The organism is Paraburkholderia dioscoreae (assembly GCF_902459535.1).
GTDB classification, from domain to species: Bacteria; Pseudomonadota; Gammaproteobacteria; order Burkholderiales; family Burkholderiaceae; genus Paraburkholderia; species Paraburkholderia dioscoreae.
This window is the reverse complement of sequence record NZ_LR699554.1, coordinates 3242563-3268396: the sequence shown is the minus strand read 5'-3', so window position 1 is coordinate 3268396 and position 25834 is coordinate 3242563. Positions and strand designations below refer to the sequence as shown.

26 protein-coding genes are annotated in these 25834 nt (G+C 62.0%); 15 read left to right on the top strand and 11 right to left on the bottom strand.

All coding sequences use genetic code 11. The annotated features are described in order from the left end of the window. Positions 1-278 precede the first annotated feature (278 nt). A complete protein-coding gene (locus tag PDMSB3_RS34700) occupies positions 279-2243 on the bottom strand; it encodes a sigma-54-dependent Fis family transcriptional regulator (RefSeq protein ID WP_165189441.1) in 1965 nt (654 codons plus the stop codon). Positions 2244-2683: 440 nt separating this feature from the next. Here PDMSB3_RS34700 and PDMSB3_RS34695 point away from each other — a divergent pair, with 440 nt between their 5' ends. The 9 genes from PDMSB3_RS34695 to PDMSB3_RS34655 all read left to right on the top strand — a co-directional run bounded on the left by PDMSB3_RS34695 (position 2684) and on the right by PDMSB3_RS34655 (position 11106). After that, entirely contained in the window at positions 2684-3748 is a 1065-nt protein-coding gene (locus PDMSB3_RS34695) for an ATP-NAD kinase family protein (RefSeq protein ID WP_007178431.1), read from the top strand. 40 nt (positions 3749-3788) lie between these two features. Then, a complete protein-coding gene (locus tag PDMSB3_RS34690) occupies positions 3789-4772 on the top strand; it encodes a thiamine pyrophosphate-dependent dehydrogenase E1 component subunit alpha (RefSeq protein WP_011492908.1) in 984 nt (327 codons plus the stop codon). An 87-nt stretch (positions 4773-4859) separates the two neighbouring features. Then, the gene (locus PDMSB3_RS34685) at positions 4860-5864 is read left to right on the top strand and encodes an alpha-ketoacid dehydrogenase subunit beta (RefSeq protein WP_007178429.1); all 1005 of its coding nucleotides are present in this window, start codon (positions 4860-4862) and stop codon (positions 5862-5864) included. 3 nt (positions 5865-5867) lie between these two features. Continuing rightward, positions 5868-6980, top strand: a complete 1113-nt coding sequence (locus PDMSB3_RS34680) for an acetoin dehydrogenase dihydrolipoyllysine-residue acetyltransferase subunit (protein ID WP_007178428.1) — start codon at positions 5868-5870, stop codon at positions 6978-6980. Between the two features lies 1 nt (position 6981). Next, positions 6982-7971 carry a lipoyl synthase gene (gene lipA / locus PDMSB3_RS34675; RefSeq protein WP_007178427.1) on the top strand — a complete coding sequence of 330 codons (990 nt, stop codon included), beginning with the start codon at positions 6982-6984 and terminating at the stop codon, positions 7969-7971. 117 nt (positions 7972-8088) lie between these two features. Continuing rightward, positions 8089-8535, top strand: coding sequence for an SRPBCC family protein (locus PDMSB3_RS34670; RefSeq protein ID WP_007178426.1), 447 nt, complete (start codon positions 8089-8091; stop codon positions 8533-8535). A 423-nt stretch (positions 8536-8958) separates the two neighbouring features. Beyond that, positions 8959-9843: a manganese catalase family protein gene (locus PDMSB3_RS34665; protein ID WP_007178425.1), complete on the top strand. Its 885-nt coding sequence runs from the start codon at positions 8959-8961 to the stop codon at positions 9841-9843. A gap of 117 nt (positions 9844-9960) precedes the next feature. After that, positions 9961-10500 carry a phasin family protein gene (locus PDMSB3_RS34660; protein WP_232064403.1) on the top strand — a complete coding sequence of 180 codons (540 nt, stop codon included), beginning with the start codon at positions 9961-9963 and terminating at the stop codon, positions 10498-10500. 84 nt (positions 10501-10584) lie between these two features. Next, positions 10585-11106 carry a response regulator gene (locus PDMSB3_RS34655; protein WP_007178423.1) on the top strand — a complete coding sequence of 174 codons (522 nt, stop codon included), beginning with the start codon at positions 10585-10587 and terminating at the stop codon, positions 11104-11106. Positions 11107-11260: 154 nt separating this feature from the next. On the opposite strand, the gene PDMSB3_RS34650 is transcribed toward PDMSB3_RS34655, so the two are convergent. Both PDMSB3_RS34650 and PDMSB3_RS34645 read right to left on the bottom strand, forming a co-directional pair. Next, entirely contained in the window at positions 11261-12049 is a 789-nt protein-coding gene (locus PDMSB3_RS34650; RefSeq protein ID WP_165189438.1) for an aldolase, read from the bottom strand. 18 nt (positions 12050-12067) lie between these two features. Beyond that, complete coding sequence (locus tag PDMSB3_RS34645; protein WP_165189435.1) at positions 12068-12772, bottom strand: haloacid dehalogenase type II; 705 nt, start codon at positions 12770-12772, stop codon at positions 12068-12070. Positions 12773-12899: 127 nt separating this feature from the next. Here PDMSB3_RS34645 and PDMSB3_RS34640 point away from each other — a divergent pair, with 127 nt between their 5' ends. Then, on the top strand, positions 12900-13751 hold the full coding sequence (locus PDMSB3_RS34640; RefSeq protein WP_007178420.1) for a LysR substrate-binding domain-containing protein: 852 nt from the start codon (positions 12900-12902) through the stop codon (positions 13749-13751). Between the two features lie 130 nt (positions 13752-13881). Here PDMSB3_RS34640 and PDMSB3_RS34635 read toward each other — a convergent pair whose 3' ends face one another. From PDMSB3_RS34635 to PDMSB3_RS34605, 7 genes are read right to left on the bottom strand one after another with little or no spacing between them, the layout of a single operon-like run. Further along, positions 13882-14412 (bottom strand): NADH-quinone oxidoreductase subunit B family protein, encoded by a 531-nt coding sequence (locus tag PDMSB3_RS34635; protein ID WP_007178419.1) that lies wholly within the window; start codon positions 14410-14412, stop codon positions 13882-13884. Next, a complete protein-coding gene (locus PDMSB3_RS34630; protein WP_007178418.1) occupies positions 14412-15959 on the bottom strand; it encodes a hydrogenase large subunit in 1548 nt (515 codons plus the stop codon). The genes PDMSB3_RS34635 and PDMSB3_RS34630 overlap by 1 nt, the downstream gene beginning before the upstream one ends. A gap of 3 nt (positions 15960-15962) precedes the next feature. Beyond that, positions 15963-17423 carry a hydrogenase 4 subunit F gene (locus PDMSB3_RS34625; protein ID WP_007178417.1) on the bottom strand — a complete coding sequence of 487 codons (1461 nt, stop codon included), beginning with the start codon at positions 17421-17423 and terminating at the stop codon, positions 15963-15965. Then, positions 17416-18075 (bottom strand): formate hydrogenlyase, encoded by a 660-nt coding sequence (locus PDMSB3_RS34620; protein ID WP_007178416.1) that lies wholly within the window; start codon positions 18073-18075, stop codon positions 17416-17418. The genes PDMSB3_RS34625 and PDMSB3_RS34620 overlap by 8 nt, the downstream gene beginning before the upstream one ends. Next, a complete protein-coding gene (locus PDMSB3_RS34615) occupies positions 18076-19026 on the bottom strand; it encodes a respiratory chain complex I subunit 1 family protein (protein ID WP_165189432.1) in 951 nt (316 codons plus the stop codon). It lies immediately after the preceding gene. Further along, entirely contained in the window at positions 19023-21032 is a 2010-nt protein-coding gene (hyfB, locus tag PDMSB3_RS34610) for a hydrogenase 4 subunit B (protein WP_007178414.1), read from the bottom strand. The genes PDMSB3_RS34615 and hyfB overlap by 4 nt, the downstream gene beginning before the upstream one ends. A 20-nt stretch (positions 21033-21052) precedes the next feature. After that, positions 21053-21463: a class I SAM-dependent methyltransferase gene (locus tag PDMSB3_RS34605; RefSeq protein WP_007178413.1), complete on the bottom strand. Its 411-nt coding sequence runs from the start codon at positions 21461-21463 to the stop codon at positions 21053-21055. Between the two features lie 296 nt (positions 21464-21759). Between PDMSB3_RS34605 and PDMSB3_RS34600 the strand changes: the two genes are divergently transcribed. From PDMSB3_RS34600 to PDMSB3_RS34580, 5 genes are all read left to right on the top strand, one after another. Continuing rightward, positions 21760-22521 carry a YoaK family protein gene (locus tag PDMSB3_RS34600; RefSeq protein ID WP_007178412.1) on the top strand — a complete coding sequence of 254 codons (762 nt, stop codon included), beginning with the start codon at positions 21760-21762 and terminating at the stop codon, positions 22519-22521. A 225-nt stretch (positions 22522-22746) separates the two neighbouring features. Then, positions 22747-23193, top strand: coding sequence for a hypothetical protein (locus tag PDMSB3_RS34595; RefSeq protein WP_007178411.1), 447 nt, complete (start codon positions 22747-22749; stop codon positions 23191-23193). A gap of 64 nt (positions 23194-23257) precedes the next feature. Then, a complete protein-coding gene (locus tag PDMSB3_RS34590) occupies positions 23258-23521 on the top strand; it encodes an HPr family phosphocarrier protein (RefSeq protein WP_007178410.1) in 264 nt (87 codons plus the stop codon). Positions 23522-23590: 69 nt separating this feature from the next. Further along, positions 23591-24364 (top strand): spermine/spermidine synthase domain-containing protein, encoded by a 774-nt coding sequence (locus PDMSB3_RS34585; RefSeq protein WP_035517435.1) that lies wholly within the window; start codon positions 23591-23593, stop codon positions 24362-24364. A gap of 185 nt (positions 24365-24549) precedes the next feature. Then, entirely contained in the window at positions 24550-24747 is a 198-nt protein-coding gene (locus PDMSB3_RS34580) for a ribbon-helix-helix protein, CopG family (RefSeq protein ID WP_007178408.1), read from the top strand. Positions 24748-24829: 82 nt separating this feature from the next. On the opposite strand, the gene PDMSB3_RS34575 is transcribed toward PDMSB3_RS34580, so the two are convergent. Beyond that, positions 24830-25654 carry a fused MFS/spermidine synthase gene (locus PDMSB3_RS34575; RefSeq protein ID WP_007178407.1) on the bottom strand — a complete coding sequence of 275 codons (825 nt, stop codon included), beginning with the start codon at positions 25652-25654 and terminating at the stop codon, positions 24830-24832. Between the last annotated feature and the right edge of the window lie 180 nt (positions 25655-25834).

The following is a 25834-nucleotide window of genomic DNA, read 5'->3' as shown; positions in this document are numbered from 1 at the left end:
TCAGCCGCGGTCGTTTTGCCGGGGTCGTGCGGGTGTTACAACAGGCAAGTCCCATGCCAGCACGGAGTGATCTACGCGGTCGGACGTCGTTCGTGGCGCGGCCTCGTTGCCGCTTCCGGTCTTGATCTGAAATGGACGGTGTCGTTCGGACACGATGGGCAATGGGGATATTCATGCGGAAACGCATAATCGGCTTGATTTGAATCAAGGCCGGCCGGTAGCGTCGCGTGTCGTGTAAGGAGTGCCTACGGAGCGCCCGCAGCCGTAGGGGAAAACATCTAGCAGCGGTGCGGTCCGACGATGCCCAGCTTCGCGATACGCCGGTATAAGGTCGCGCGCGAAATCCCCAATGATTGCGCGGCCGCGTTGGGCCGCCACTGATGCCGCGTCAGCGCTTCAACGATACGCGCACGCTCGTCGCGTGGGTCTTGCCACGCGAATGCCGAAGTCAACGCGCGATTGCCCGCGCCTCCGGGTTCCAGCAATGCGATGACGTCGGGCGCAATATGCCGCAATTCCACGCGCGCGGAATCGCACATCGCACACGCGTAGCGCAGTACGTTGCGCAACTGGCGAATGTTGCCCGGCCATGCGAAGGCCATGAGGCGTTCGGCAAGGCGCGGGTCGAGCGTGAGAACGTGGCCGGCCATTTGCGCTTCTTCTTCGAACACGGCCGCGATCACGTCGCCGATATCCGCGCGCTCGCGCAGCGGCGGCATTGGCAAGCTGGCGCCGCTCAACCGGTAGTAGAGATCCTCGCGGAACGATCCTTCGGCTACCATCTGCGCGAGATCACGGTGCGTGGCGCAGATCACGTCGATATCGACACGCACGGGCGCATCGCCACCGAGCGGCACGACTTCGCCTTCCGCCAGCACGCGCAGCAGCCGCGTTTGCAGATTGAGCGGCATATCGCCTATTTCGTCGAGAAACAGCGTGCCGGTATGCGCCTGTGCGATCTTGCCGCGAGCCCCGCGACTGCGTGCGCCGGTAAAAGCGCCGGGCGCATAGCCGAACAGTTCGCTCTCGATCAGCGATTCGGGAATCGCGCCGCAATTCACCGCAATAAATGGCCGTGTACGCCTCGCGCCGGAATCGTGCACTGCGTGCGCGAAGACTTCCTTGCCGACGCCGGTCTCGCCGAGGATCAGTATCGGCAGCCGTTTGCCGATAATGCGCAGCGCCACAGACGCGTTGTGCGCGATGCGTGAGTCGGCGCTTTTCAGAAAGCGGCTCAAGGCGCCGACATGCAGACCGTCCTGAGTCTCGTTGTGCGATTGCGGGCCGGCACCGGCCGCCGTGCGGTTTGCTGCGCGTGAAATGCGTTTGAGCGGCGCACGAATGCGCGCATACAAAGTGGCACCCGTCGCGCGCAGGCGCAAGCAGACAATCGCATCGGTACGCGCGACGTCGTGCAGATGCACGTCGGCCGTGTCGAAGATATCGTCGATGTGGCGCGGACCGTTCAACGCCGGAATGCATTCGCGCGCCTTGCGATTGGCGGCGACCAGATTGCCGCATTCGTCGAACGCGATCAGTACCTCGGGTTGCGCTTCGACGAAGTTACGGCTCGAATGGCCGAACAGAATCCAATGCTGCGCGGTTTGATTGAGGAAATAGCCGTCTTCGATCAGGCCGGCGCTCTGGCGCACCAGTTGAAACACGAGCCGCTGACTGTCGCGGTTATCCGGCGAGCGCACGGCGGAGGCGTCGAGCACGCCGATCATTTCGCCGGTCGGCGCGAAAATCGGTGCGGCGCTGCAGGTCAAGGTCGTGAAGGCGGCGCGGAAGTGATCGGTCTTGTGCACAGTGATCGGCGCGAGGTCGGTCAGCACGTTTGCCACGCCACATGTGCCTTCTTCCCGTTCCGACCAGCATGAGCCGATATACAGCCCCGCATGCTTGAAATCGCCGCGGCGTTCGCGTTCGATCCGGTAATCGATCGTCACGCCGTGTGCGTCCGTGAGCATCACGCAATAGTCGGCGACGCGAATCATGTCGTGCAGGCGGGTCAGGCACTGGCCCGACGCACGCAGGAAAGCTTCCTCCTTGCCCTGCACTTCGCGCAATTCAGCAGACGTAAGAACGCGTGGGCCGATCACCGCGCCGGGATCGAGCCGGTATTGTTCGAACGAGCGCTGCCACGACGATACGAGGCGCGTGGAATCGGCGGGCGCCGGAAGCCGTCCTTCAATGGCGCCTCTCACGCGTTCAATGTGCTGGTTTTGCGAAACGTAGGGCATGGTCGGCTCCAGTCGAGCGACACACAGTGAGGTCAGGCTGTTCTTGTAGCACATCCCGTTGGATCAATCACATTGCAATGCAGCACGCGAGACGCGTGAGACGTTTGTCTCATCACCGGTTGAGACGTCATCTCACATCGCTTCGATGCAGGCGGCGCGTGGGTTTGCACGATGCCTTCCGAAGTCGATGCATGACGCCGAACGTCCCATACCGTGCGCTTGAGACGCGCTGCCCATTGCAGCGCACGGGGTAAGCGGCGTGCACGGCAACGCTCTTTACGCGAAAAACCCTTTAAACAAGGTACTTTCGCGTTGTCCTGCGTTTGCCTCGTGAAATTGGCATACCCCTTGCAGTGTCCTGCTCATGACAAAAGCGCCGTCGCCCGAACACGGCGCGCCCGATATGAGGCCGCGCAAGACGCGGACAGGAGACAAGCCAGGTGCCATCGCCCATCACCGTCGGCGTGATTGCGAACCCCGCGTCGGGTCGCGACATTCGCCGTCTCACCAGTTACGCGTCCGTGTTTCCGACTGCCGAGAAGGCCAACATGGTCGTACGCTTGTTGGCGGGACTGGGCGTGCTCGGCGTGGATCGCGTGCTGACCTTGCGCGACCGGACCGGCGTCGCCGCACTGCTGCTGCGTGCACTCGATACCCATGCAGCGGTCGCCTCGCAGCAACGCTGGCCCACGGTCGATTTCATCGATCAACCGATCACCGATAGCGCCGCCGATACGCATGCGGGTGTCGCCGCGATGCTGCAGGCCGGCGTCGAACTGATCGCGGTACTGGGCGGCGACGGCACGCATCGCGCGGTCGCCGCTCATTGCGGCAGGGTGCCGTTGCTGACTTTGTCGACCGGCACCAATAACGCGTTTCCCGATCTGCGCGAGGCGACCGTCGCAGGCCTCGCGGGTGCGCTGGCCGCGTCTGGCGCCGTGCCGCCAGACGTGGCGTTCACGCGTAACAAGCGCCTTGTGGTGCGCTGTATCGCCGGTCCGAACCGGGGCCGCGAAGAGATCGCGCTGGTGGACGTTTGCGTGAGCCGGCAGCGCTTCGTCGGCGCCCGCGCCGTATCCGACCCGGCCGATATCGACACGCTCTTTCTCACCTTCGCGTTGCCCGACGGCATCGGCCTGTCGTCGATCGGCGGCGCGTGGGCACCCGTGGAGCGCACGGCCTCGCACGGACTGCATCTGCGCTTTGCACGACCCGGCGAATCCGGTGTTCCGCTCGTCGCGCCGATTGCGCCGGGCCGCGTCGAGCGGGTCTTGATGCGTACCTGCGAGCGTTTCGAAGTCGGCGGCTGGACACCGCTCGATGCCGAACACGGCACGCTGGCCTTCGACGGCGAGCGCGAAATAGAACTGGAGCGCGGCGACCAGTACGAAATCTCGCTGGATTGGGACGGACCGCTCACCGTCGACGTCGAACGCACGCTGCGCTATTCGGCGTCGCGGCAACTGGTTCGTGAAGTGGCAAATGTAGTTGCGCATCAAACGTAGGTTGTAGGCAAGCAGTGTATTTATTCCAAGGAGACACACCATGTCGGTTTCAACAGAGTTGAGCAAGGACGAACTGCTGAAGGCGTATCGCATGATGCGCACGATCCGTGAGTTCGAGGAGCGCCTGCACGTCGAATTCGCGACCGGCGAAATACCCGGCTTCGTGCACCTGTATGCGGGCGAGGAAGCGTCGGCGGTCGGCACGATGCTGCATCTGAACGACGCGGACTACGTGGCGACCACGCACCGCGGCCACGGCCACTGCATCGCCAAAGGCGTCGACGTGCGCGGCATGATGGCCGAAATCTACGGCCGCAAGACCGGCGTCTGCCACGGCAAGGGCGGCTCGATGCATATCGCCGACCTGTCGAAGGGCATGCTCGGCGCGAACGGCATTGTCGGCGCGGGTGGTCCGCTGATTTGCGGCGCGGCGTTGGCGGCGAAGTACAAGAAGTCGGGTGGCGTGGGCGTGTGTTTCTTCGGCGACGGAGCCTCGAATCAGGGCGTGATTTTCGAATCGATGAACCTGGCTTCGGTGTGGCGGCTGCCTGCGATTTTCGTGGCGGAGAACAACGGCTACGCCGAAGCGACTTCTTCGACGTGGTCCGTCGCGACCGACAACATCGCGGATCGCGCGAGCGGCTTCGGCATGCCGGGTGTGATCGTGGACGGTTTCGATTTCTTCGCGGTGCACGAAGCGCTCGGCGAGGCGATCGAGCGGGCGCGTCACGGCGGCGGACCGACGCTCGTCGAAGTGAAATTCTCGCGCTATTTCGGCCACTTCGAAGGCGATGCGCAAACCTATCGTGCACCGGGAGAAGTGCAGAAGCTGCGCGACGAGAAAGATTGCCTGAAGCGTTTCGAAGAGCGCGTGGTGCGGGCGGGCATGCTCAGCGCGGATCAATTGCGCGGCGTGGATGCGGAAGTGAAGACCTTGATCGACACCGCCGTGACCGAAGCCAAGGCCGCTCCGCTGCCGACTGCCGAAGACCTGCTGAGCGACGTCTACGTGTCCTATCCGTAACGCGCGCGCCGCAGACCTGAACGATTCGCAAACTTGCAGGGACCGAAGTCAGCGCGAGGCGCTCACGCCGGTCAACAGGAGACAGACATGGCACGCAAGATCACATTTTCTCAGGCAATCAACGAAGCACTGAGTCAGGAAATGGCCCGCGATGAAACCGTCATCGTAATGGGCGAGGACAACGCGGGCGGCGCAGGCTCCCCAGGCGAGCAGGACGCGTGGGGCGGCGTACTCGGCGTCACGAAGGGCCTGTTTCACAAGTATCCGGGCCGCGTGCTCGATACGCCGCTCTCCGAGGGTGGTTATATCGGCGCGGCGGTGGGCGCGGCCGCGTGCGGCATGCGGCCGGTGGCGGAGTTGATGTTCATCGACTTCATGGGCGTGTGCTTCGACCAGATATTCAATCAGGCCGCCAAGTTCCGCTATATGTTCGGCGGCAAGGCGGTGACGCCAGTCGTGATTCGCGCCATGCAGGGCGCCGGCTTGCGCGCGGCCGCACAGCACTCGCAGATGCTGACCTCGCTGTTTACTCACATACCGGGCCTGAAAGTGGTGTGCCCCTCCACACCGTACGACGCGAAAGGCCTGTTGATCCAGGCGATCCGCGACAACGACCCGGTGATTTTTTGCGAACACAAGCTGCTCTACAGCCGCGAAGGCGACGTGCCCGAAGAGTCGTATGCGATTCCGTTCGGCGAGGCGAACGTCGTGCGTGACGGCGACGACGCCACGATCGTCACGTACGGCCGCATGGTGCATTACGCCACGGAAGCCGCGGAAAAGCTCGCGAAAGACGGTATCGAAGTCGAGGTGATCGATCTGCGCACCACGTCGCCGCTCGACGAAGACACCATTCTCGAAAGCGCCAACCGCACGGGCCGTGTCGTGGTAGTGGACGAAGCGAATCCACGCTGCTCGATGGCCACGGACATCTCGGCGCTGATCGCCCAACGCGCATTTCACTCGCTGAAGGCGCCGATCGAAATGGTGACCGCGCCGCATACGCCCACGCCGTTTGCCGGCGTGCTCGAAGACATGTACATCCCTTCGGCCCGGCAGATTGCCGACGCCGTGTTGAAAGTGAGAGGTTGAGCGATGCCGATTCATATGATCACGATGCCCAAGTGGGGCCTTTCGATGGAGCAGGGGCAGGTCAACGGCTGGCTCAAGGCGATCGGCGACAAGGTTGCCAAAGGCGAGGAAATAGTCGACGTGGAGACGGATAAGATCTCGTCCGGCGTGGAGTGCGCATTCGACGGCATCTTGCGCCGGCAGATCGCGCAGGAGGGTGACACGCTGCCGATCGGCGCATTGCTCGCTGTGGTGGCCGACCCGGAAACCGCCGACGCGGAGATCGATGCAGCGGTCGGAGCGTTTCAGCGTGACTTTGTTCCGGCCACTACCGACGCTGGCGAAACCGGACTGCAGCCGGAGAAAGCCCAGATCGGCGGGCGGACCGTACGCTACCTGAAACTGGGCGACGGCGGCACGCCCGCGGTGCTGATTCACGGCTTTGGCGGCGACCTCAACAACTGGCTCTTCAATCATGCCGATCTCGCCGCTCATCGCACGGTGTGGGCGCTGGATTTGCCTGGCCACGGCGAATCGGGCAAAGCCGTCGAGACCGGCGGCGTGGAAGAATTGGCCGACAGCGTGATCGCGTTCATGGACGACCGCGGCATCGGCAACGCGCATCTGATCGGTCATTCGATGGGCGCACTGGTCGCCATGACAGTGGCCGAGAAGGCGCCCGAGCGCGTTGCTTCGCTTTCGCTGATCGCGGGCGCGGGGCTCGGCAATGAAATCAATGGCGAGTACATCAGCGGGTTCACGGAGGGCAGCAATCGCAACGCGCTCAAGCCGCAACTGGCAAAGCTGTTTGCCGACCCTACGCTGGTGACGCGCCAACTCGTGGAGGACATCGTCAAATACAAGCGGCTCGAAGGCGTGCAGGACACGTTACGCAAGATTGCCGCGTCTGCTTTCGATGGTGACGTGCAGCGCGTGGGCTATCGCGACCGGCTTGCGGAGTTGGTTCCGCGCGCGTTGGTGATCTGGGGAGCCCAGGATCAGATCATTCCCGCTTCTCACGCGCGGGGACTCCAGGGCGATATCCGCGTTCATGTGCTCGAAGGGAAAGGGCATATGGTGCAGATGGAGGCGGCCTCGGAGGTGAACCGCCTGCTCAACGACTTCCTGGGGTGTTGACATGGAAGCCGCCCTGCATGGCGATAGCGTCACGGCACTTGGCCAGCACGGCAAGCGCAGTGGCGACAAACTCGCGCGGATTCCGGTGAAGATCGTGCCGCTCGCCGGCGGCGAGGCCTTGCCGAAACCGCCCTGGCTGCGCGCGAGGCCGATGATGAGCGAGACGGTCGCCGGCATGGCGGCGGTCCTGCGCGAGCATCGGCTGCATTCGGTTTGCGAGGAGGCGATGTGCCCGAACATCGGCGAATGTTTTGCACAGCGCACCGCCACGTTCATGATCATGGGCGGCATCTGCACGCGGCGCTGTGCCTTCTGCGACGTCGCGCACGGGCGGCCGGAGCCGCTGGACGACGGCGAGCCGCGCAGGCTCGCCGCAGCGGTGGCGGCGCTCGGTCTGCGTTATGTCGTCGTGACGTCGGTGGATCGTGACGATTTGCGCGACGGCGGCGCCGCGCATTTTGCCCGTTGTGTCGCGCTACTGCGCGAACGCGTGCCGGGCATCCGGGTCGAAGTGCTGGCGCCAGATTTTCGCGGACGTGTAGAGCGGGCAGTGTGCGAACTCTCGCAGGCATGGCCCGATGTGTTCAATCACAACATCGAGACGGTGCCTTCACTCTATCGGGCCGCGCGTGCCGGCGCGGACTATCGCGGCTCGCTCGACTTGCTGGCGCGCGTCAAGCAGGAGAACGGCAATGTGTTGACGAAGTCGGGGCTGATGGTCGGACTCGGCGAATCGGACCAGGAACTGCTCGACACCATGCGCGATTTACGCGCGCATCAAGTCGATATCCTGACTATCGGCCAATACCTTGCGCCGTCGCGCTTTCATATGCCGGTGCGCCGATATGTCGAGCCGGGGCAGTTCGCTTCCTGGCGCGACGAGGGTTTGCAAATGGGCTTTCGCGAGGTGGTTGCGGGACCTTTGGTGCGCTCGTCGTATCACGCGGATCATGCCGCCGACGTGGTAACGGCCACAGGCCAGGAGCGGTGATAGCGGTGAAGCCCGTTGCCATCTACGGGTTTTCCCGGCGCGTCATGATGTCGATATTGCTGTGGGTGGTTCGTCGTAGGAGTATGTCCAACTCCTTTAGTGAAAGGCGAACACACCATGACTACCGGAACCGTCAATCTTCATCGTGTCTTGCGCGCCGTTCCCGAACGCGTGTACCGGGCATTCGTCGAACCCGATGCGCTGGCAAAGTGGCTTCCTCCTTACGGATTTACCTGTCAGGTGCATCAGATGGATGCGCGGGTGGGCGGCACCTTCAGGATGTCGTTCCGCAACTTCGGCACTGGCAACGGTCACTCGTTCGGCGGCGAGTACCTCGCACTGGTGCCGTTCCAGACGATCCGCTATACGGACCGGTTCGACGATCCAAACCTGCCCTGCGTGATGACCACCACCATTTCACTGCGGCAGGTGTCCTGCGGAACCGGGCTCACCATCGTGCAGGAGGGTGTGCCCAAGGTCATCCCTGTCGAGATGTGCTGCCTCGGCTGGCAGGAGTCGCTGGTTCAACTGGCAAAGCTGGTGGAGCCTGAGATTCCTGATTGAGGGCGCTGGCGCAGACGTGCGCGCAGCGAGCAACCAGGGGGCGCCTCGGTACGCGCAAGGGACATGCCGCGCCGAAGGCCTCCATTGCCAACCGGATCGCGCGCACTAGCGCCGGGCATGCGAGCCGCCCTCGCAGTACTACCGCCCCCCGCCATCGCATCAGGGATCGCCAAAGATCCGTTCACACAGTTCACCCTCAGGCACGACGCATGCGGAGTCCGAAGCGCAGGTGTCTCTCATTGCGTTCCTGCGCGCGTATTACGCCAGGGCAATCGCTCTGAGACCAGGGTTGGCGACATTCCGCACATGCGTTCGTCATCGCCCGCACGATCGTTTCCAATCAAGCGTCCGCCGGAAGACGCTCCTTTGCCACTTAAGGTGAAGAGCGCCGGCGGTTCCACCATCATGTTTTGGAGAAATGCGATGTTTGTGCACAATAAACGGCTTCAGTACACCGTCCGCGTAGCCGCACCCAACCCCGGCCTTGCGAATCTGCTTCTTGAACAGTTCGGCGGCCCGCAGGGCGAACTGGCCGCAGCGTGTCGATATTTCACACAGGCGGTAAGCGAGGACGACCCGGGTCGGCGCGACATGCTGTTCGATATCGCGACGGAAGAACTCAGTCACCTGGAGATCGTCGGTTCGATCGTCGCGATGCTCAACAAAGGCGCAAAGGGCCGGCTTGCAGAAGGCGTCGAGCAGGAAGCGGAGCTTTACCGCTCACTCACCGGAGGCGGCAACGACTCGCATACCACCGCGCTGCTCTACGGTGGCGGCCCGGCGTTGACCAACTCCGCAGGCGTGCCGTGGACAGCTGCGTACATCGACACGATCGGCGAGCCGACTGCGGATCTGCGATCCAATATCGCCGCGGAAGCGCGAGCAAAAATCGTCTACGAACGACTGATCAACGTGACCGATGATCCGGGCATCAAGGAAGCGCTCGGGTTTCTGATGACCCGCGAAATCGCGCACCAGAAGTCGTTCGAGAAGGCATTGCATTCGATCCAGCCGAACTTCCCGCAAGGCAAATTGCCGGGCGTGCCGGAATTCACGAACGTCTACTACAACATGTCCGATGGCGACGATGCGCCGCGCGGTCCGTGGAATGAAGGGCCGGGCTGGGACTTCGTCGAGAACCCTGAGCCGGCGGTCGACGGTGGCGATGGTCTCGCCAGCGTTCAGGTGTCTGAAGAGGAAGTTGAAGTGTTGAGCGCAATGGCGGCGCGCACGGCTTCTGCAACCGGAATCGACCCCGTCACCGGTGCCGACCTCGGCGCCGGGCAAGATGTCGCGGTAACGAAATAAAGCCCTGCAGCAATGACGGTTGTCAGTTCAATGCCGGCGACGGCGCAACCTGTTCGGTCTTCAGCGTAGCGCGAGAAGCACGAGCAGGTTGCCTTCGAAACGCCGCATTGTGGCGCTGTGCGCGCCTCACACAACGGAGCCTCTATGTACCCCGATACCACGAACCAGTTCTCCCCGCGTCAAAATGAAATGACTATCGACGCAGCTTTTGCCTGCACGAACGAGATATTCGCAGGCATCGAGAAAGTTGCAAAACTAAATGTCCAGACCATCAAAACCTCGCTATTGGAGCAGCAGGCGCTGGCCGATGCGGCACTTTCTGCCCAATCGGTGAGCGAAGTGCTCGATCTTCAATCGCAACAGTTACCGGCCGCGGTAACGAAGACCTTTGCATACTGGCGGCACATGGAAGACATTGCCGCTCAGACGCGAAACGACCTCGCTTCGGCGGTGCAGGAGCATTTCGGAAGTTCGCTTCAGACGTTCGCGAAGATGTTCGACTTCGCCTCTATCGGACTCGACGCTCAGGACATGCTCGGCAAGTCGAGCCAGTTCGTCATGGCGCAATCCGCGGACGCCTCTGCGGAACGGGTGGCGATCGTGGACAGTTCGGGCAAGGTGCTTTCTTCGGAAGGCGTTCGGAGCGACCTGCATTAGCCGGGGACTGGTGGCCGCAGGCGGGCGTTGCGTCCTTATCTGGTAGCAGTTCCAAGCCATCGTGCGAACTGTGCGAGAAAACGTATGAACTCCAATTTTGAAGACCGGGAACGCGGGGATGATCCCAGCGCAAGCCAGAGCGGCCGCCTGCAGAACGGGGCGCCTATTCGGGTGCTCGTCGTCGACGATTCGCGCCCGTCGGCAGACGCTCTTAGTGCATATCTGCAAGCCGGCGGAATGAGCGTGCGAACCGTCTATCACGGCTCGGATGCCCTGAAAGAAGCGCGGGCGTGGATACCGGACTGCATTGTTCTGGATGTCGCCATGCCGGGTCTATCCGGCATCGGCGTGGCGGCGGCGCTCCGGAGAATCGAGGCGACCGGTAAAATTCCTCTTCTGGCATACACCGCATTCGATACTACCGATTACCTCAGGGAAATGAAGGAAGCTGGTTTCGACGCCGTCTGCCGCAAGCCTGCCGAGCTGACCCAGCTCGAAGGCACGATCTTCAGATTGCTCGGGCATAAAACAGTGGATGACCGTCAGGCTGTGTCATCCACTACCGCGCTTGCGCGCGCCGAGCCGGGGGCGGACACGATCGAATGACAGAAGAGCAACGCGATAAGCACGAGCACGGCCAGTCTCGCCGTGACGAACCGTGTACGGGTTTTCATAGCGCTCTGCACTTGAGGCGACCAGGACAAAATTGTTTTACTACGGAGCGGCGGATCAACCTCCTTCTATTTGCACGGCTGCAGACTCACTTATCGAACGTAATTCCGCGTCTATGTAGTTCCCGAATGCTGCTGTCGAGGTGCGCGCGAGCGCTTTCCTTGTCGCCAAGACGCATTTGCTCGTACGCGCGCTGTGCGACATCGTGAGGCACGGGCTTGAGTGCCCGATTGGAACTCATCGCCTTGAGTTGAACCTCTGCAGCGCGTTCCAGGTAGTACAGGTCGTCCCACGCTTCCGCGATGCTTGCGCCCGCCACCATCACGCCGTGATTCTTCAGGAAGAGGATGTCCGCATCGCCCATTGCCGCGGCGATGCGGTCTCCTTCCGACTCGTCCAGTGCCAAACCGTTGTAATGCTCATCGACGGCCGTGCGGCCGTAAAACTTCAACGCCGTCTGCCCAAGCCACAGCAGCGGTGGCCCTTCCAGCAGGCAAAGCGCTGTCGCGTTCGGCATGTGCGTGTGAAACGCCGCTTTCACGCGCGGCATCAACCGGTGCAATCGCGCATGGATATAAAACGCGGTCGCTTCCGGTTTCCCTTCACCGTCGACTACATGTCCGTCGACATCGCAAACCAGAAGCCGCGACGCGGTGATTTCGCCGAACGCGTAGCCATACGGATTCACAAAGAACAGATCGTCGCGGCCAGGGACTACGGCCGAGAAGTGATTGCAAATCCCTTCCTCCAGGCCATGCTGTGCCGCGAGTTGAAAACACGCGGCCAGTTCGATACGAGCCTCCATGACGGCGTCTGAGTCGAGTCGCACGTCGCGTGACGGCACCGGGGAGCCGACGGATAAAAGTGTATGCGCCATGATCTTTGCCTCTGAAATTTACCAGCCAAGAGAAGTGAACAGCGGCGGCACCCGGTCGAGTGTCGCGAGCGTTGCGTCGGGCGTGTAATCGGGCAGCAAGGTGCGGCCCGTTCCGCGATCGATCCAGACGCAGCGAAAACCGATATCGCGCGCGGCGGCGTGATCCAGATGCGGACTCGCGCAAATATGCACGACGTCGTCCTTCGTTACGCCGAGTTGCTCATGAGCATAGTCGAATAGTCTTCGCGCCGGTTTGTACGCGCCTGCCTGCTGCGCGGTTATCACGCGGTCGATATAGCCGCCAAGCTGCGCGACGTTGCCTGAGATGATGTCGTCGTCGGTATTCGACACGATACAGAGGCGATAGCCTTCTTCCTTCAGCCGCCGCAACGTGGAGACCACCTCGGGAAACGGCGGCATCGCGGAGATGCCATCAGTCAGCACGCGGATGTCGTCCTGATCGCTGTGCAAACCGAGTTCTTCGAGCGCAAGACGCAAACCGTCGCCGGCCACCTTGTGAAACGAGCGATGCGGAGGTGTCTGCTCCAGCGCATGTTCGTGCCGGTCATAGACCTCGATGAGTTTTGCCGGATCGACGTCATTGCCGTGTTTCGTCCGGAGAATCTCGTCGACGGCCGCCCGCAGGCCTTCATCCCATTGAATCAGCGTGCCGTAGCAGTCGAAAGTGAGCCACAGTGGGCGACTTGTGTTGTGAAGTGACATGATTTGCTCGCAAAAAAGACGGGTTCGGGTGTGCATCTGTGTGCAGCTTAGGCACATTGGACGTTATTTGAAAATTAAATTAAACTATAAAAGTCAGTTGCATTTCGAATAACGAAGCGAGCCGATCATGCTTGATCTCGAACTGTTGAACACCCTGATTTGCGTCGTCGACGAGGGTAGTTTCACGCGCGCGGGCGAGCGTGTGCACCGAACACAATCCACGGTGAGCCAGCAGGTGCGCAAACTGGAAGAACTGGTCGGCCGGACTCTGCTGCTGCGCGATCGCACCGGCAATCAGGTCACGGCGACCGAGCATGGCGAGTTGCTCGCCCAATACGCGCGCCGGCTGCTGGCGTTGGCACAGGAAGCACAGGACGCACTGGTCAGCGACGTGGAACTGACGCCGGTTCGTATCGGCGTGCCGGAAGATTTCGACGCGCGGCGCATGTCGGCAATGCTGTCAGGTTTCGTCAAGGCAAAACCCGGCGTGCGGCTGGAGACGGTTGCAGGAATGAGTGTCGATCTGCAACGCAAGCTGGCGACGGGCGAGATCGAGATCGCGTTGGTCAAGCGCGAACCGGGCAGTGGCGAGTGCCTCGCATCCTGGCCGGAATCGCTGGTTTGGGTGCGGGGTGGGAATGTCGAATTGCCGGAAGAGTCGGCGGATGAACCTATTCCGCTAGCGCTGTTTCCTCACGGCTGCGTGTACCGGCAACGCGCGATTCGCAGCCTCGACAAGGCGCAGCGGCGCTGGCGCATCGCGTTTGGAAGCCAAAGTCTCACTGGCATTCAGGCGGCGGTTTCGTCGGGGCTAGGGATTTCGGTGTTGCCCACGTCGGCGGTGCTTCCTGAGCATCGCCTGTGCGCGGGCTTGCCACAGTTGCCGCCCACGGAGCTTGCTCTGGTGACATCTGGTGGCGTGCTCAATGCGCTTCAGTTGGCGTTGGTCGAATTCCTGAGGGCGGAGATCAAGGTTTAAGACCCCGGTCGACGCGGTCGCACGTAGCCGTGCCGGGCAGACGGAAGGATTGGTCGAACCGGATTCGTTTTTGGCCGGATTTCCGATCACCGGCAGCAGTACTTTGCGGGCCGCCCGGATTTCGCGTCGCTCAACCCTGTGGCGCTGTCGTATGTTTAACCCGAAGCGCAGTGAGAATACCTCTGAGAATATCAATGGGCGGCGGCGGACATCCCGGGATCGTCACGTCGACCGGAAGGAGTGTCGAGAGCGGCCCGCAGACGGCATAGCTATCCCTGAACATACCGCCCGTACACGCACACTCGCCGGCGGCGACCACCAGTTTGGGATGAGGCGTCGCCTCGTAGGCCTGCCACACGGCTTCCCTCATGTTCAGCGTCAACGGGCCGGTAACGAGCAGCATGTCCGCATGCCGGGGGCTCGCGACGATCCGGATGCCTAATCCCTCGATGTTGTAATAGGGATTGCTGAGCGCGTTGATTTCCAGCTCGCAGCCGTTGCAGGAGCCTGCGTCGATCTCGCGGATGCACAGGGCCCGCCCGAGCACATCGAGGATGTCCTGCTGGATCTGCCGGCTCTCGGTATGCCACGCGTCGTCGGCTTGCGGCACCCGTTCGTCGGGCGTGCCGGTTCGCGCGATCTGTTTGAGAAGTTGCCACATTACAGGTCGTGTCCCGCGTAGTTCAGATTGAACGACTTGTTGATCAGCGGAAAATCGGGAACGATATTGCCGATGATCGCGTGTTCCAGCGCGGGCCAGTTCTGCCATGACGGGTCATGGCAGTGGCAGCGGGAAAGGGTGCCGTCGGCGCCGGTCTGGAGGGCGACGAATACGTCGCCGCGCCAGCCTTCGATCCAGCCTACGCCGCGCGCCGGCGACTCGCGCTGTTCGAGCGCCGCGATGACGTCCCCTTCAGGCAGACCGGCAAGCAAGGTCAGGATCAGCTGGATCGACTCATAGATTTCACCGAAGCGGACCGCGACGCGGGCTGCCACGTCACCGCGCCCGTCGCTGACCATCTGCACCGGCACCTCGTGATAGGGCGCGTAGGGATGATCGACACGTACGTCGCTTTTCCGGCCGCTTGCCCGCCCCACGAGTCCGCACACGCTGAAGTGCTCCGCCACATCCGCGGAGAGAATCCCCGAGCCCGCGAAGCGATCCTGCAGTCCTGACTGATCCTCATAGATGCGCTGCATCACGCGAACCTCCGTGTCGATCCGCTCACACTGAGTCTGCATCGCCGTGATGAAACGCACGTCGATGTCCGTCGACACCCCGCCGGGGACGATCCGGTCCATCAGATAGCGATGCCCGAAAGCCTCGTCGTTCACGCGCAACCAGTCTTCCTTCAGCCGGGAGAACTGCGCGAGGCCGTATGCGAACCCGGCGTCGTTTCCGAGCGCGCCGAGGTCGCCGAGATGGTTGGCAATGCGCTCACGCTCGAGCATCAGCGCACGCAACCACTGTGCGCGCGGCGGAATCCGTCCATCCAGCGCGCGTTCCACGGCCATGCAATAAGCCCACGAGAAAGCGACAGTCGTGTCTCCTGCGATTCGTCCCGCCAGCCGATGACCCATAAGCAAAGGCGTCCGTTCGAACAGTTTTTCGATGCCACGATGGGCATAGCCGAGTCGTTCTTCAAGCCGCAGTACCTTTTCGCCGACCACCGAGAAGCGGAAGTGCCCGGGCTCGATCACGCCGGCGTGGATCGGCCCCACGGCGATTTCGTGGACACCGTCGCCATCCACGCGAACAAAGGGATAGTCCTCCTCTCCAGAGTGGAACCGTTCGGTGCCCGAGGACAGTTTTTGCAGCGGATGGTAGTCGCGCGGCCAGTTGCCGTGATTCAGCCACGGCCGACTATCCGCGGCGCCAATCGCGCGGAGCCCGAGCAGATCGAAGACAGCGCGTTGCATGCGCGCCGCGCAGGGAAATACCGCCGACAGATCCGGATATCCTTCCCCGGCCACCGGCGACTCAAGCCAGAGAATGCCGTCTTCCAGCGCGTAAGCGGCGGAGATCGCAAACGTGCCGGTTGCCTCTTCGTTGCCCCACAGAGAGATCAGCCGTCCGCCGTTTTCACGCGCGGTCCTGGCCGTTCTCATCCAAGTGTCGGGATCGACTCGCGCCAGAAATGCGGACGACCTGCCGGCGAATGCCGACAGGCGTATCTGGTTGGGAAGCCCGAATGCCTCGATGCGCATGCGTTACCCCGCGATCATGGCCGCCGCTTGCCGATACCACGTCGCAAGATACGGAGGAATATAGAGCCCCAGCATCAGGCCGATGCCGAGATGGACGAACACCGGCAGCAGCGCCGGCGAATGTTCGAGAGGCTTGACGCTCGTATCGCCGAACACCATGCCCTGCACGCGCGCGAAAATCGCCGCGAACGCCACGGCAAGGGCGAGTAGCAGAAAGGGTGTGGCCCACGGGAGTTTGCGCATCGCGGTGGTCAGGATCAGGAACTCGCTTGCGAAGACGCCGAATGGCGGCATGCCGAGGATCGCGAGCGTCCCGAGCATCATCCCCCATCCAACGGTCGGGCTGACGCGCAACAAGCCGCGAATGTCGTCGATTGCCTGGGTGCCGGCCTTCTGGGCCGCATGCCCGACGGTGAAGAAGATCGCCGACTTCACCAGCGAATGCACTGTCATGTGCAGCAGGCCTGCGAAGGTCGCAATGGGGCCGCCGAGCCCGAAGGCGAATGTCATCAGGCCCATATGCTCGATCGACGAATACGAAAAGAGCCGCTTGACGTCTTTTTGCCGGAACAGCGAAAAGGTCGCGACCAGCACCGAGACGAGCCCGAAGCCGATCAGCAGGTTGCCCGGCAGGCCGTTGTGGAGCGCGCCGTCGGCCAGCACCTTGCAACGCAGCACCGCATAGAGCGCGACGTTGAGCAGCAGGCCGGACAGCACCGCCGAAATCGGCGTGGGGCCTTCGGCGTGCGCATCGGGCAGCCAGTTGTGCATGGGCACCAGGCCGACCTTGGTGCCATAGCCGATCAGCAGGAACACGAATGCGAGTGAAATGATGGTCGGGTCGAGACTTCCTTTGACCGCGTTCAGGCTGGTCCAGAGCAGCGCTTCGTCGCCGCCGAGCTGCCGGCTCGCCGCAAGATAGAGCAGGATCGTGCCGAACAGCGCCTGTGCGATGCCCACGCCGCACAGAATGAAGTACTTCCACGCGGCTTCCAGGCTGGCCGCGGTGCGATATACGCTGACGAGCAGCACGGTGGCGAGCGTGGCGGCTTCCATCGCGACCCACAGAATGCCCATGTTGTTGGTGAGCAGCGCGAGCAGCATCGCAAAGATGAACAGCTGGTACATGCTGTGGTAGAGGCGCATGCGCGGGCCGGTCATCCTGCCGCGGTCCCGCTCGATGCGCATGTACGGCTTTGAAAAGATCGACGTGGTCCAGCCGACAAAGGCGGTCAGCGCGACCAGAAATACGTTGAGCGGATCGACGAAGAAGAGCTTGCCGAGCGCGAATGCAGGTCCGTGCGCCACGGTTTGCACGGCGAGCAGCGCGGCGGCAGCAAAGGTCAGGAAACTGAACCCGACATTGAGTTCCGCCGCCACGTGGTGTTGTCCCACGAGCGCCAGACTTGCGCCCGCGAAGAGCGGGATGGCGAAAACCAGCAGCAGTACCCAGGCTTCAGTCATCTTTGAGTTTTTCAAGGTGATGAATGTCCAGACTGTCGAACTGCTCGCGAATCTGAAACATGAACACGCCGAGAATCAGAATGCCGACCAGCACATCGAGCCCGATGCCGAGTTCGACGATCATCGGCATACCGTTCGTCGCCGCAGCAGCGGCGAAAAACAGGCCGTTTTCCATCGAGAGGAAACCGATTACCTGGGGAATTGCCTTGGCCCGCGTGATCATCATCATGAACGACAGCAGCACGCAGGCGAGCGCAATGCCGAGCGTGCCGCGCGCGACCGATGACGCAAGCAGACTGATCGGCGAGGCAACGTTGAACGCGATGATCACGAGCACGATGCCCACCAGCAGTGTGGCGGGAATGTTGAGGAGCGGTTCGACATCCGTCCTGACATTGAGCCGCTGCACGAGCTTGTAGAGAATCCAGGGAATCAGGCCGACCTTGAGCACGAGGGTCAAGAGCGCGGAAATGTAGAGGTGCGAGTCGGCGGTCACGTAACCGAGCACCAGGTTGGCGGATACGAGCGTCAGGCCCTGCAGCGTGTAGAGGTGGATCAGCGACAGGATCCGGCGCTGGCTGAGCATCGCAAACGACAGTAGCAGCAGGATGGCGGCCAGAAAGTTGATGATCTGCGTGGCGAATCCGTGCATTCATGCCCCCAGCAGAAAATGAACGAGCATTCCGATGACGGCCAGCAGGAAGGCCGTGGCGAGAAACTCGGGGACGCGGAAAATGCGCATCTTCGCGTTGCTCGTCTCGACTATCGCGAGTGCCGCGCCGCCCACCAGAAGTTTGACGAAGAGCGCGGGGATCGCGAACAGCAGCGCCGTCGGATTGCCGGCCTCGGCAATCCCCCACGGAATGAACAGCGCAACGCCGATGCACGAGTACGCGAACAGCTTGAGACTCGCGGCCCATTCCATCAGGGCGAGATGGCGGCCCGAATATTCGAGGATCAACGCCTCGTGGATCATCGTGAGTTCGAGATGGGTGGTTGGGTTATCGACGGGCAGACGCGCATTTTCGGCGAGCGACACCATCGTGAACGCAATGCCCGCGAAGGCAAGACTCGGATAGATGGCCAGTTCGCGGTGACTGAGCGTGGCGACGATGCTGGTCAGCAAGGTGGACTGCGTGATCAGCGATGCCGAGAACAGGACCATCAGCAAGGCGGGTTCCGCGAGGAACCCCACCAGCATTTCGCGGCGCGCGCCGAGCGTGCCGAACGCGGTGCCGATATCCATCGCGGCCAGCGAAAGCGTCACACGGGCCAGCGCGAACAGGCCGACCAGCGCGATTGCGTCCGCGGCAGGCGAGAGCGGCAGGTCGGTGGAGAGCGTCGGCACGATCGCGCAGGCGAGCGTCATGCATGCCCAGACCACATAAGGCGCACCGCGGAATATCGGGCTTGCGTGGCTGGCGACCACGGACTCCTTGTTGAACAGCTTGTGGAGCATCCGGTACGGCTGCCAGATGCTCGGCGCGCGGCGGTTTTGCAAGCGGGCGCGGCACATGTTGACCCAGCCCGTGAGCAGCGGAGCGGCCGCCAGCGCGAGCAGGATTTCGAGCCCCTGCGAGATCAGTCCGGAGAGCGTGATCATCGTCTCACCAGCATCAGCAGCACGATCAGCACAATGAAGCTATGCATCAGATACATGGCAATGCGGCCGGTCTGAAGCCGCCCGGCCAATGCCGCGATGCGCATGATCAGCCGTTCCAGTGGCGCATAGATCAGGGTCCACGCGCGATCCGTCACGGTGACGCTGTACACGGGGTGTTGGTCGAACGGCGAAGGCAGACGGCGCTCGATTTTGAATAGCGGCGTGAAGATTTCGCGGATGGGTTGCCCGAACCCTTCGGCGGTGTCCTGCATGCGCGCGGTGACGAACGGATAGCCGCAGGCCCACGGCGCCGCGCGCCTCAGGCGCCCGTGGTAGAGACGGCGGACCAGTAACCAGGCGAGCCCGCAGCACGCGCAGAAGAACAGCAGAAAAACCGCCGGCATATAGCTGGCCCGGTCTACGCTGGTGGGCGCAAGCAGCAGCCAGCCATTGCGCGCGACGGCCTCGCCGATGCCGGTTCCCACCAGCATTCGGGTCACGTGGTCCAGCACGGCCACGAACTGCACCGGCAGCAGCCCGAGCAACACGCATATCGCCGCCAGCCAGACGAAGCCGACGCGCTCCCAACGGCTCGCGTCGCGCGCTTGCGCCAGCTTCGGCTCCCTCGGTTGACCCAGAAAGACGATGCCGAAGAACTTGACCATCGTATAGCCCGCCAGCGCGGCTACCAGCGCGATCAACGCCGCGACCAGCGGTACCACCATATTCAGGAACGGGTTCGGCAAGCCCGGCGTGAACAGAAAGCTCTGCAGCAACAGCCATTCGGAGACGAAGCCGCTCAACGGCGGCAGTCCGGCGCTCGCAAACGCGCCCACGAGCGCCGCCCATGCAGTCCACGGCATGACGCGGATCAATCCGCCCAAACGGCCGAGATTACGTTCGCCGGTGGCATGAAGCACGGAACCCGTGCCGAGAAACAGCAGGCTTTTGAACGTCGCGTGGCTTGCGATCTGGTAGAACAGCGCCGTCAGCGAGAGCGCGGCGAGCGTGTTCATGCCGTACGCGCGAAACAGGATCGCGAGTCCCATGCTGACGAACATCAGGCCGATGTTGTCGATCGACGAATACGCGAGCAGCCGTTTCATGTCTGTCTGGATCGCGCTGAACACGACGCCGAACAGGGCGGTGAAAAGTCCGAGCGCCAGCACGAAGACTCCCCACCACCACAACTGGACATGCAGCAGATCGAACACCGTGCGCAGAATGCCGTAGAGACCCGCCTTCAGGATAAAGCCGCTCATGAGAGCGGACACCGGTGACGGCGCGGCCGGATGGGCCTCGGGCAGCCACACATGCAAGGGGAACACCCCCGCCTTTGCGCCGAAGCCGAATAGCGCCAGCAGGAATGCCGCGGATGCCCAGAATACGTCGAGATGCTGTTGGCGCATGTTGGCAAACGTATAGTCGCCGGTATTGGCTTGCAGCAAGCCGAAACACAACAGGAGCGCGAGCGCGCCGACATGGGAGATCAGGAAGTAGAGGTAAGCGGCTCGACGGATCTCCGCGATGCGGTGATTGGTCATGACAAGGAAAACTGCCGACACGGTCATCGTTTCCCACGCGACCATGAAGCTGTACGCGTCGTCTGCCAGTAACAGCGTCGCCATGCTCGCGAGACACACGTGATATTCGAAGCAGAGTAATCCCGGCGGCGTGCCTTCGCCCTTGCGGAAATAACCGGCGGAGAACGCGCTCACGCCCGTGCTCACCACGCCGAGCACAGCGAGGAAATACGCCGACAGGCCATCCAGCCGGAGATGAAAGGGGAGATCGGGCAGTCCGAGCGGCAGGATGATTTCCTGAGGACCGGCGAAAACACCGGTCAGACCCAGCCCGAACAGAGCCAGGCCAAACATTGCGCCGATCGGAAACAGCCCGTGCGCTACCACGCGCGTCCGTCGCAGGCTGGCGAGTCCCAGCACGCTGACGACCAGCCAGCCTGCGATGACCAGCAGCACGTAGTGGATGACCAGCAGGTGTTCCATCGCCGTTGTCTCCGGTGCTGTCAGATGTCGTGTTCGACGGCAGGCTCGCCGGATGAAGGGTATCCCGAAACGGAGTCCTTCCGGTGATGATGTTCCATTCTTTTGACGTGGCGGCACAGGTCGAGACCCGGCGATGTCGTCAACGCCTTCGCGCGGGTATGGAGGCCGCCGGCAATGACGCCTCCGCCCGGACCCACGATCAGGATGTCTCGTGGGGCGTGCTGGAAGAGCCCGAAGGCCCTCATGGCCCGCGTGTACGGGAGGTCGAGTTCGAACGGGGCGCGCTTGCGCACCGAGCTTTGGATGTCGAATGGACCGATGCGCAGCGACCGTGTGCGCATCCCGTCGTTTACCACGGGCACGGGACTTCCGGGCGGCCCTTTCAACAGTTCCGCTAACGCCTGCCTGAAATGATGGTGATTGGCCGACAAATCAATCGTCTCCGGAAACTGCCGAGGCCGGGTGTGCGAGTTGCTGAACCTGCCAGGCCGGAAGGTGCATCGAGTTACCAGTTTATGATAATGGCGTTATCATCCTAGCAGCTTTATCGAGATGGTTCCACCGATGCTGCTCCGGCGACATTTGCGGAAAAACGGCGCCGCGTCCTGCCGGGGCATGGACAACGCGAGCCTCACATAACGCATGGAATTTCAGAAACAGCTTGCCGCACCGGCTCCTGCATGCACCGGTGCGACACGGCGCATGCAAACACAGGAGTCGATACCTGATGCCAGCAGACTATTTCCGGACCCTCACGGGGAAGGACCGGACTGTCAGGGGCGACCGGCAGCTCGGTTTTTCGCTTGCGTTCGTGGCCGGCGCGACGAATGCCGGCGGTTTTCTCGCGGTGAAGCAATACACGTCGCATATGAGCGGTGTGGTATCCGCGATTGCCGACCAGGCTGCGCTGGGCGACTTTTCATTGGTCCTGGCAGGCGCCGGGTCGCTGATCTCGTTCCTGTTGGGCGCCGCCTGTTCGGCGGTGCTCGTCAACTGGGGGCGGCGCAGGCGGCTGAATAGTCAGTACGCGTTGCCGCTACTGATCGAAGCCAGTCTGCTCCTGTGTTTCGGCTTGCTCGGCAGCCACCTCGCCCTGTGGGAAACGCTGTTTGTGCCGGCAACGGTCGTACTCCTTTGCTTCATCATGGGTTTGCAAAACGCCATGATCACCAAGCTGTCCGGCGCGGAAATCCGTACCACCCACATGACCGGCATCGTGACCGATATCGGCATCGAGCTCGGCAAGCTCTTCTACTGGAATTCCTCGCGCGATGACATCGCCGCGCCCGGCGTGCTGGCGAATCGTGCGAAGCTGAAAGTACACGGGACGATGCTGGCTCTGTTCCTTATTGGTGGGCTCACGGGCGCGGTGGGCTTCAGGCATGTCGGGTACGCGGCGACGACTCCGCTCGCGGCACTATTGATCGCCCTGGCGATCGTGCCGCTAATCGACGATCTGCGCGGACGGACCTACCGGCTCGACCGCTAGAGCAGTAGCGGGCTGCGGCTTTTTGACGCTCCCGCTCGCCGCGCCCGAAGCCACCGTCGGGGTGGTAACGGTCTACCTGACCGTGATACACATATTATGATAATAGGATCATCATTAGAGTACGCTACAATGATAATGAATGTTCTTGACCAGCGCCTTTCATGTTTCCGAACCTGAATGCCGGGATCGTGCGAGACGGGGCGCTGCGTTGGAGGGGAGATTGACGTGATTGACACCAGTATTTCGCTTTTGTCCCATGACTACACGCACCGGTTCTTGCGAGACCTGATGGGCCGTCACGGGCTGATTGTCATCGGTGTGGGCCGGGCGGGCGAGCGGGGATTCCAGATGCTGTACCGGTTCTCCGACATCTGCGACAGCCTGGAAGATTGCGGGATCAATGTCATCTTCGTCTATCAGAAGGAATCGGCGCGTCATGTTCACGACACAACCTCGCTTTTCGGGGCGCGATACAGGCAGCGGCCGTGTCTGTTTCTGGACGACGACGGGAAGTTCTTTCGTACTCCGCTGCGTCCAAAGTCGCTTCGCGCGGTTCATCTGGATAGGGATATGAAGCGGCTCGGCACGGTCGACATTACTGTGCGGGATGACGAATGGGATCCGCAGTTACGCGCTTTCCTTGCACAGAGGGCCGCAAGCTCCATGCATTGAATGCTGCGGCCGTGTCTGGGCGTAGTGTGCCGGCTGTGACGATTTACGTGCAAAGGGGAGCGGGTTGGTCGAGGCATCGATTCAGATAAATGGCCGGTGGGGGCTGAACGGGCACGAATCGGCGAGGCTCGCGGTGAGTGCTGCGCGGTTCGCCAGCGATATCGTCTGCATGGCGAACGGCCGGTCCGTTAACGCCAAGGACGTCATGTCCATCATGTCCCTTCGGGTGAAGCGGGGCACGCTCGTACGCATCCTGATCACGGGGCCCGACGAAATCGCCGCGCTGGAGGCTCTGTCCGCGGTTCTGCATGCGCAGGCGTCCTCCTGATCCGGCGTAGGCAGGCATTTCACTTTGCTTCCACTCGCCAACCGATCACGCCACGACTCGCAGCCGATCATGCTCAAGATAGGAAAGAGAAATCCGAACCGGCCATTGGTCGTTGAAAACGACCAGGTTGTGTCGTTGTACTTTGATGCGCGTGGCGTGCAGAGCACGATGTTGCGGCACGATCCCTATGCTCTCGCATTGGGCTATACGCGGACCATGATGGGATTCCTTTTGCTGAAGCCCACGCCCAGCAGAATTTCCATGATCGGTCTGGGCGGCGGTTCGCTGGCGAAATACTGTTATCGCCATTTGCCGGACACTGCCATCACCGCGATCGAAATCAATCCCGATGTCGTCGCGCTGCGTGACCGGTTTCACGTGCCGCGCGACGACGGGCGTTTCACAGTGGTCTGCGCAGATGGTGCGCAGTACGTCGCCGTGCCGGGTCACCGGCCCGACGTGCTGCTGGTCGACGGCTTCAATGCCGACGGCCTGCCGGCCAGGTTGGGCAGTAGCGCGTTTTATGACGCCTGTCGCCGCAGATTGAGCGACGATGGCGTGCTGGTGGCCAATCTGGTGACTGACGAACCCGACTTCCACCGCTACCTCCGCTCGCTCTGGGAGGCCTTTGCCGGCGCGGTTGCTCTGGCGCCCTCGGAAGGGAGTGAGCACAACGTCACTGTTTTTGCGTGGAAAGGAGCGGGCGGACTTCCGTCATTCACAGCGATGCTCGATCGGGCGCGTGCGCTTCAGGCGCGGCACGCGTTGAATCTTCACGCCACGGCCACGCGCATTGAATACGGCAAAAAATTCAACTGGAGCCGATATGAACGGACAGCTTGAGTGAAGTTGTCCGCTAGCTGCGGACGGTTTCATCTCTGCGGCCCGGACCGTTCGCGCGGGTGTGCTCTCGCGGAAGGAAGGCGCTGGCAGGACGCGGCAACGAGGGCGGCGCCTTGATGGCGCGAAGATGACTCGCGTGCCGCCATGTATTATAATCAAATTAACATATCTGGACTCTGCCCGTCATGGAAACGAAAAGCGCTCGGCTCACGATTTTAATCGATCCCGTGAAGAAGGAAGCGTTCGAGAAACTGTGCGCAGCGCAGGATCTGACGCCCTCGCAGGTGGTTCGGCAATTGATCCGCGATTACCTTGAGCAGCACGGTGTTAGCTACAAGACAAAGAGCGCCATTGGTGCGCGTCCGCGCCGCAAAACTGCTTGAATTAGGGCAGTTTTCAAGTCCCTACCCCGATCCTTGAGAGTCGCTGCGTCGTTGCACGCGGGTGGCGGTCGCGCAATCGCTGTCAGCATTCGCCCGGCTCCGGACTCCGTTCGGATCTCCAATTCATGGCGAGACTCGTGCCTTGCTTCAGTCGACGCGCGGTCGCGAGCAGGTTCAGCGGATGTATCGTCGAAAGGGTGCGCGCACGTGCGAGTAACGCATCCCGGGACGGAAGCTTCGGCGCCCCCTTCCATGCAAACATCGTGTAGTTGCAACTATCCTCTGCCATAAAAATGGAGAGCGAGTCAGCGAACGCCGAACGCGCTTCTTCCAGATAATAGGGAATGAGAGGATCGTCCTCGACGAAATTGGCGACGAGCACTCCATCGTCCGCGAGCCGCGAGTGGCATGCCGAGTAAAACGCAGCGTTACCCAACTGCGCGGGCATGCCGTGTGCCAGAAAGCCATCCACCAGAATCACGTCAGGGCGTGCGGCGCCGCCCTTGACGTATTCCGCCCCGTCCGCACAGATCACCTCGAGCCGCTCGTCGTCCGGGGGGATATGGAATGTGTCGCGCAGCGCGATGACCGCGGGGTCGATTTCGATGGCCACTATCCGTGTGTCCGGAAGATGCCGGTAACAGAACTTGGCCAGCGACCCTCCACCCAGACCGATCATGGAAATTCTGCTGGGAGTGGGCTTCAGCAAAAGGAATCCCATCATTGTCCGGGTATAGCCGAGCACGAGTTTGTGCGGATCGCGCCGGGACATGAAGCTCTGTGTGGCCAGCAGGTCGAAGTGCAGCGACAGCGCATTGGCCGTTTCCAGCACGACGGGCTTACCGTCTGCTGGCGGCCCTGCCAGAAACTTCATATAGGCGTTGAAGGAAGCGTGCGAGTGATTCATGCAGTTGCCTTGGCGGCGTGTATGTCTGGCTCTTCAGCCTCGTGATAATCGAGAGCGCCTTCGCTGCGCTTCCGCTCGGCCGACGGTCGAGTCACACGGCTAACCGGATTTGCAGACTATGATAATGATATTATCACGTCAGTCATTTCGGCCGCCACTGTGTGACGGGTCATGGGCAAG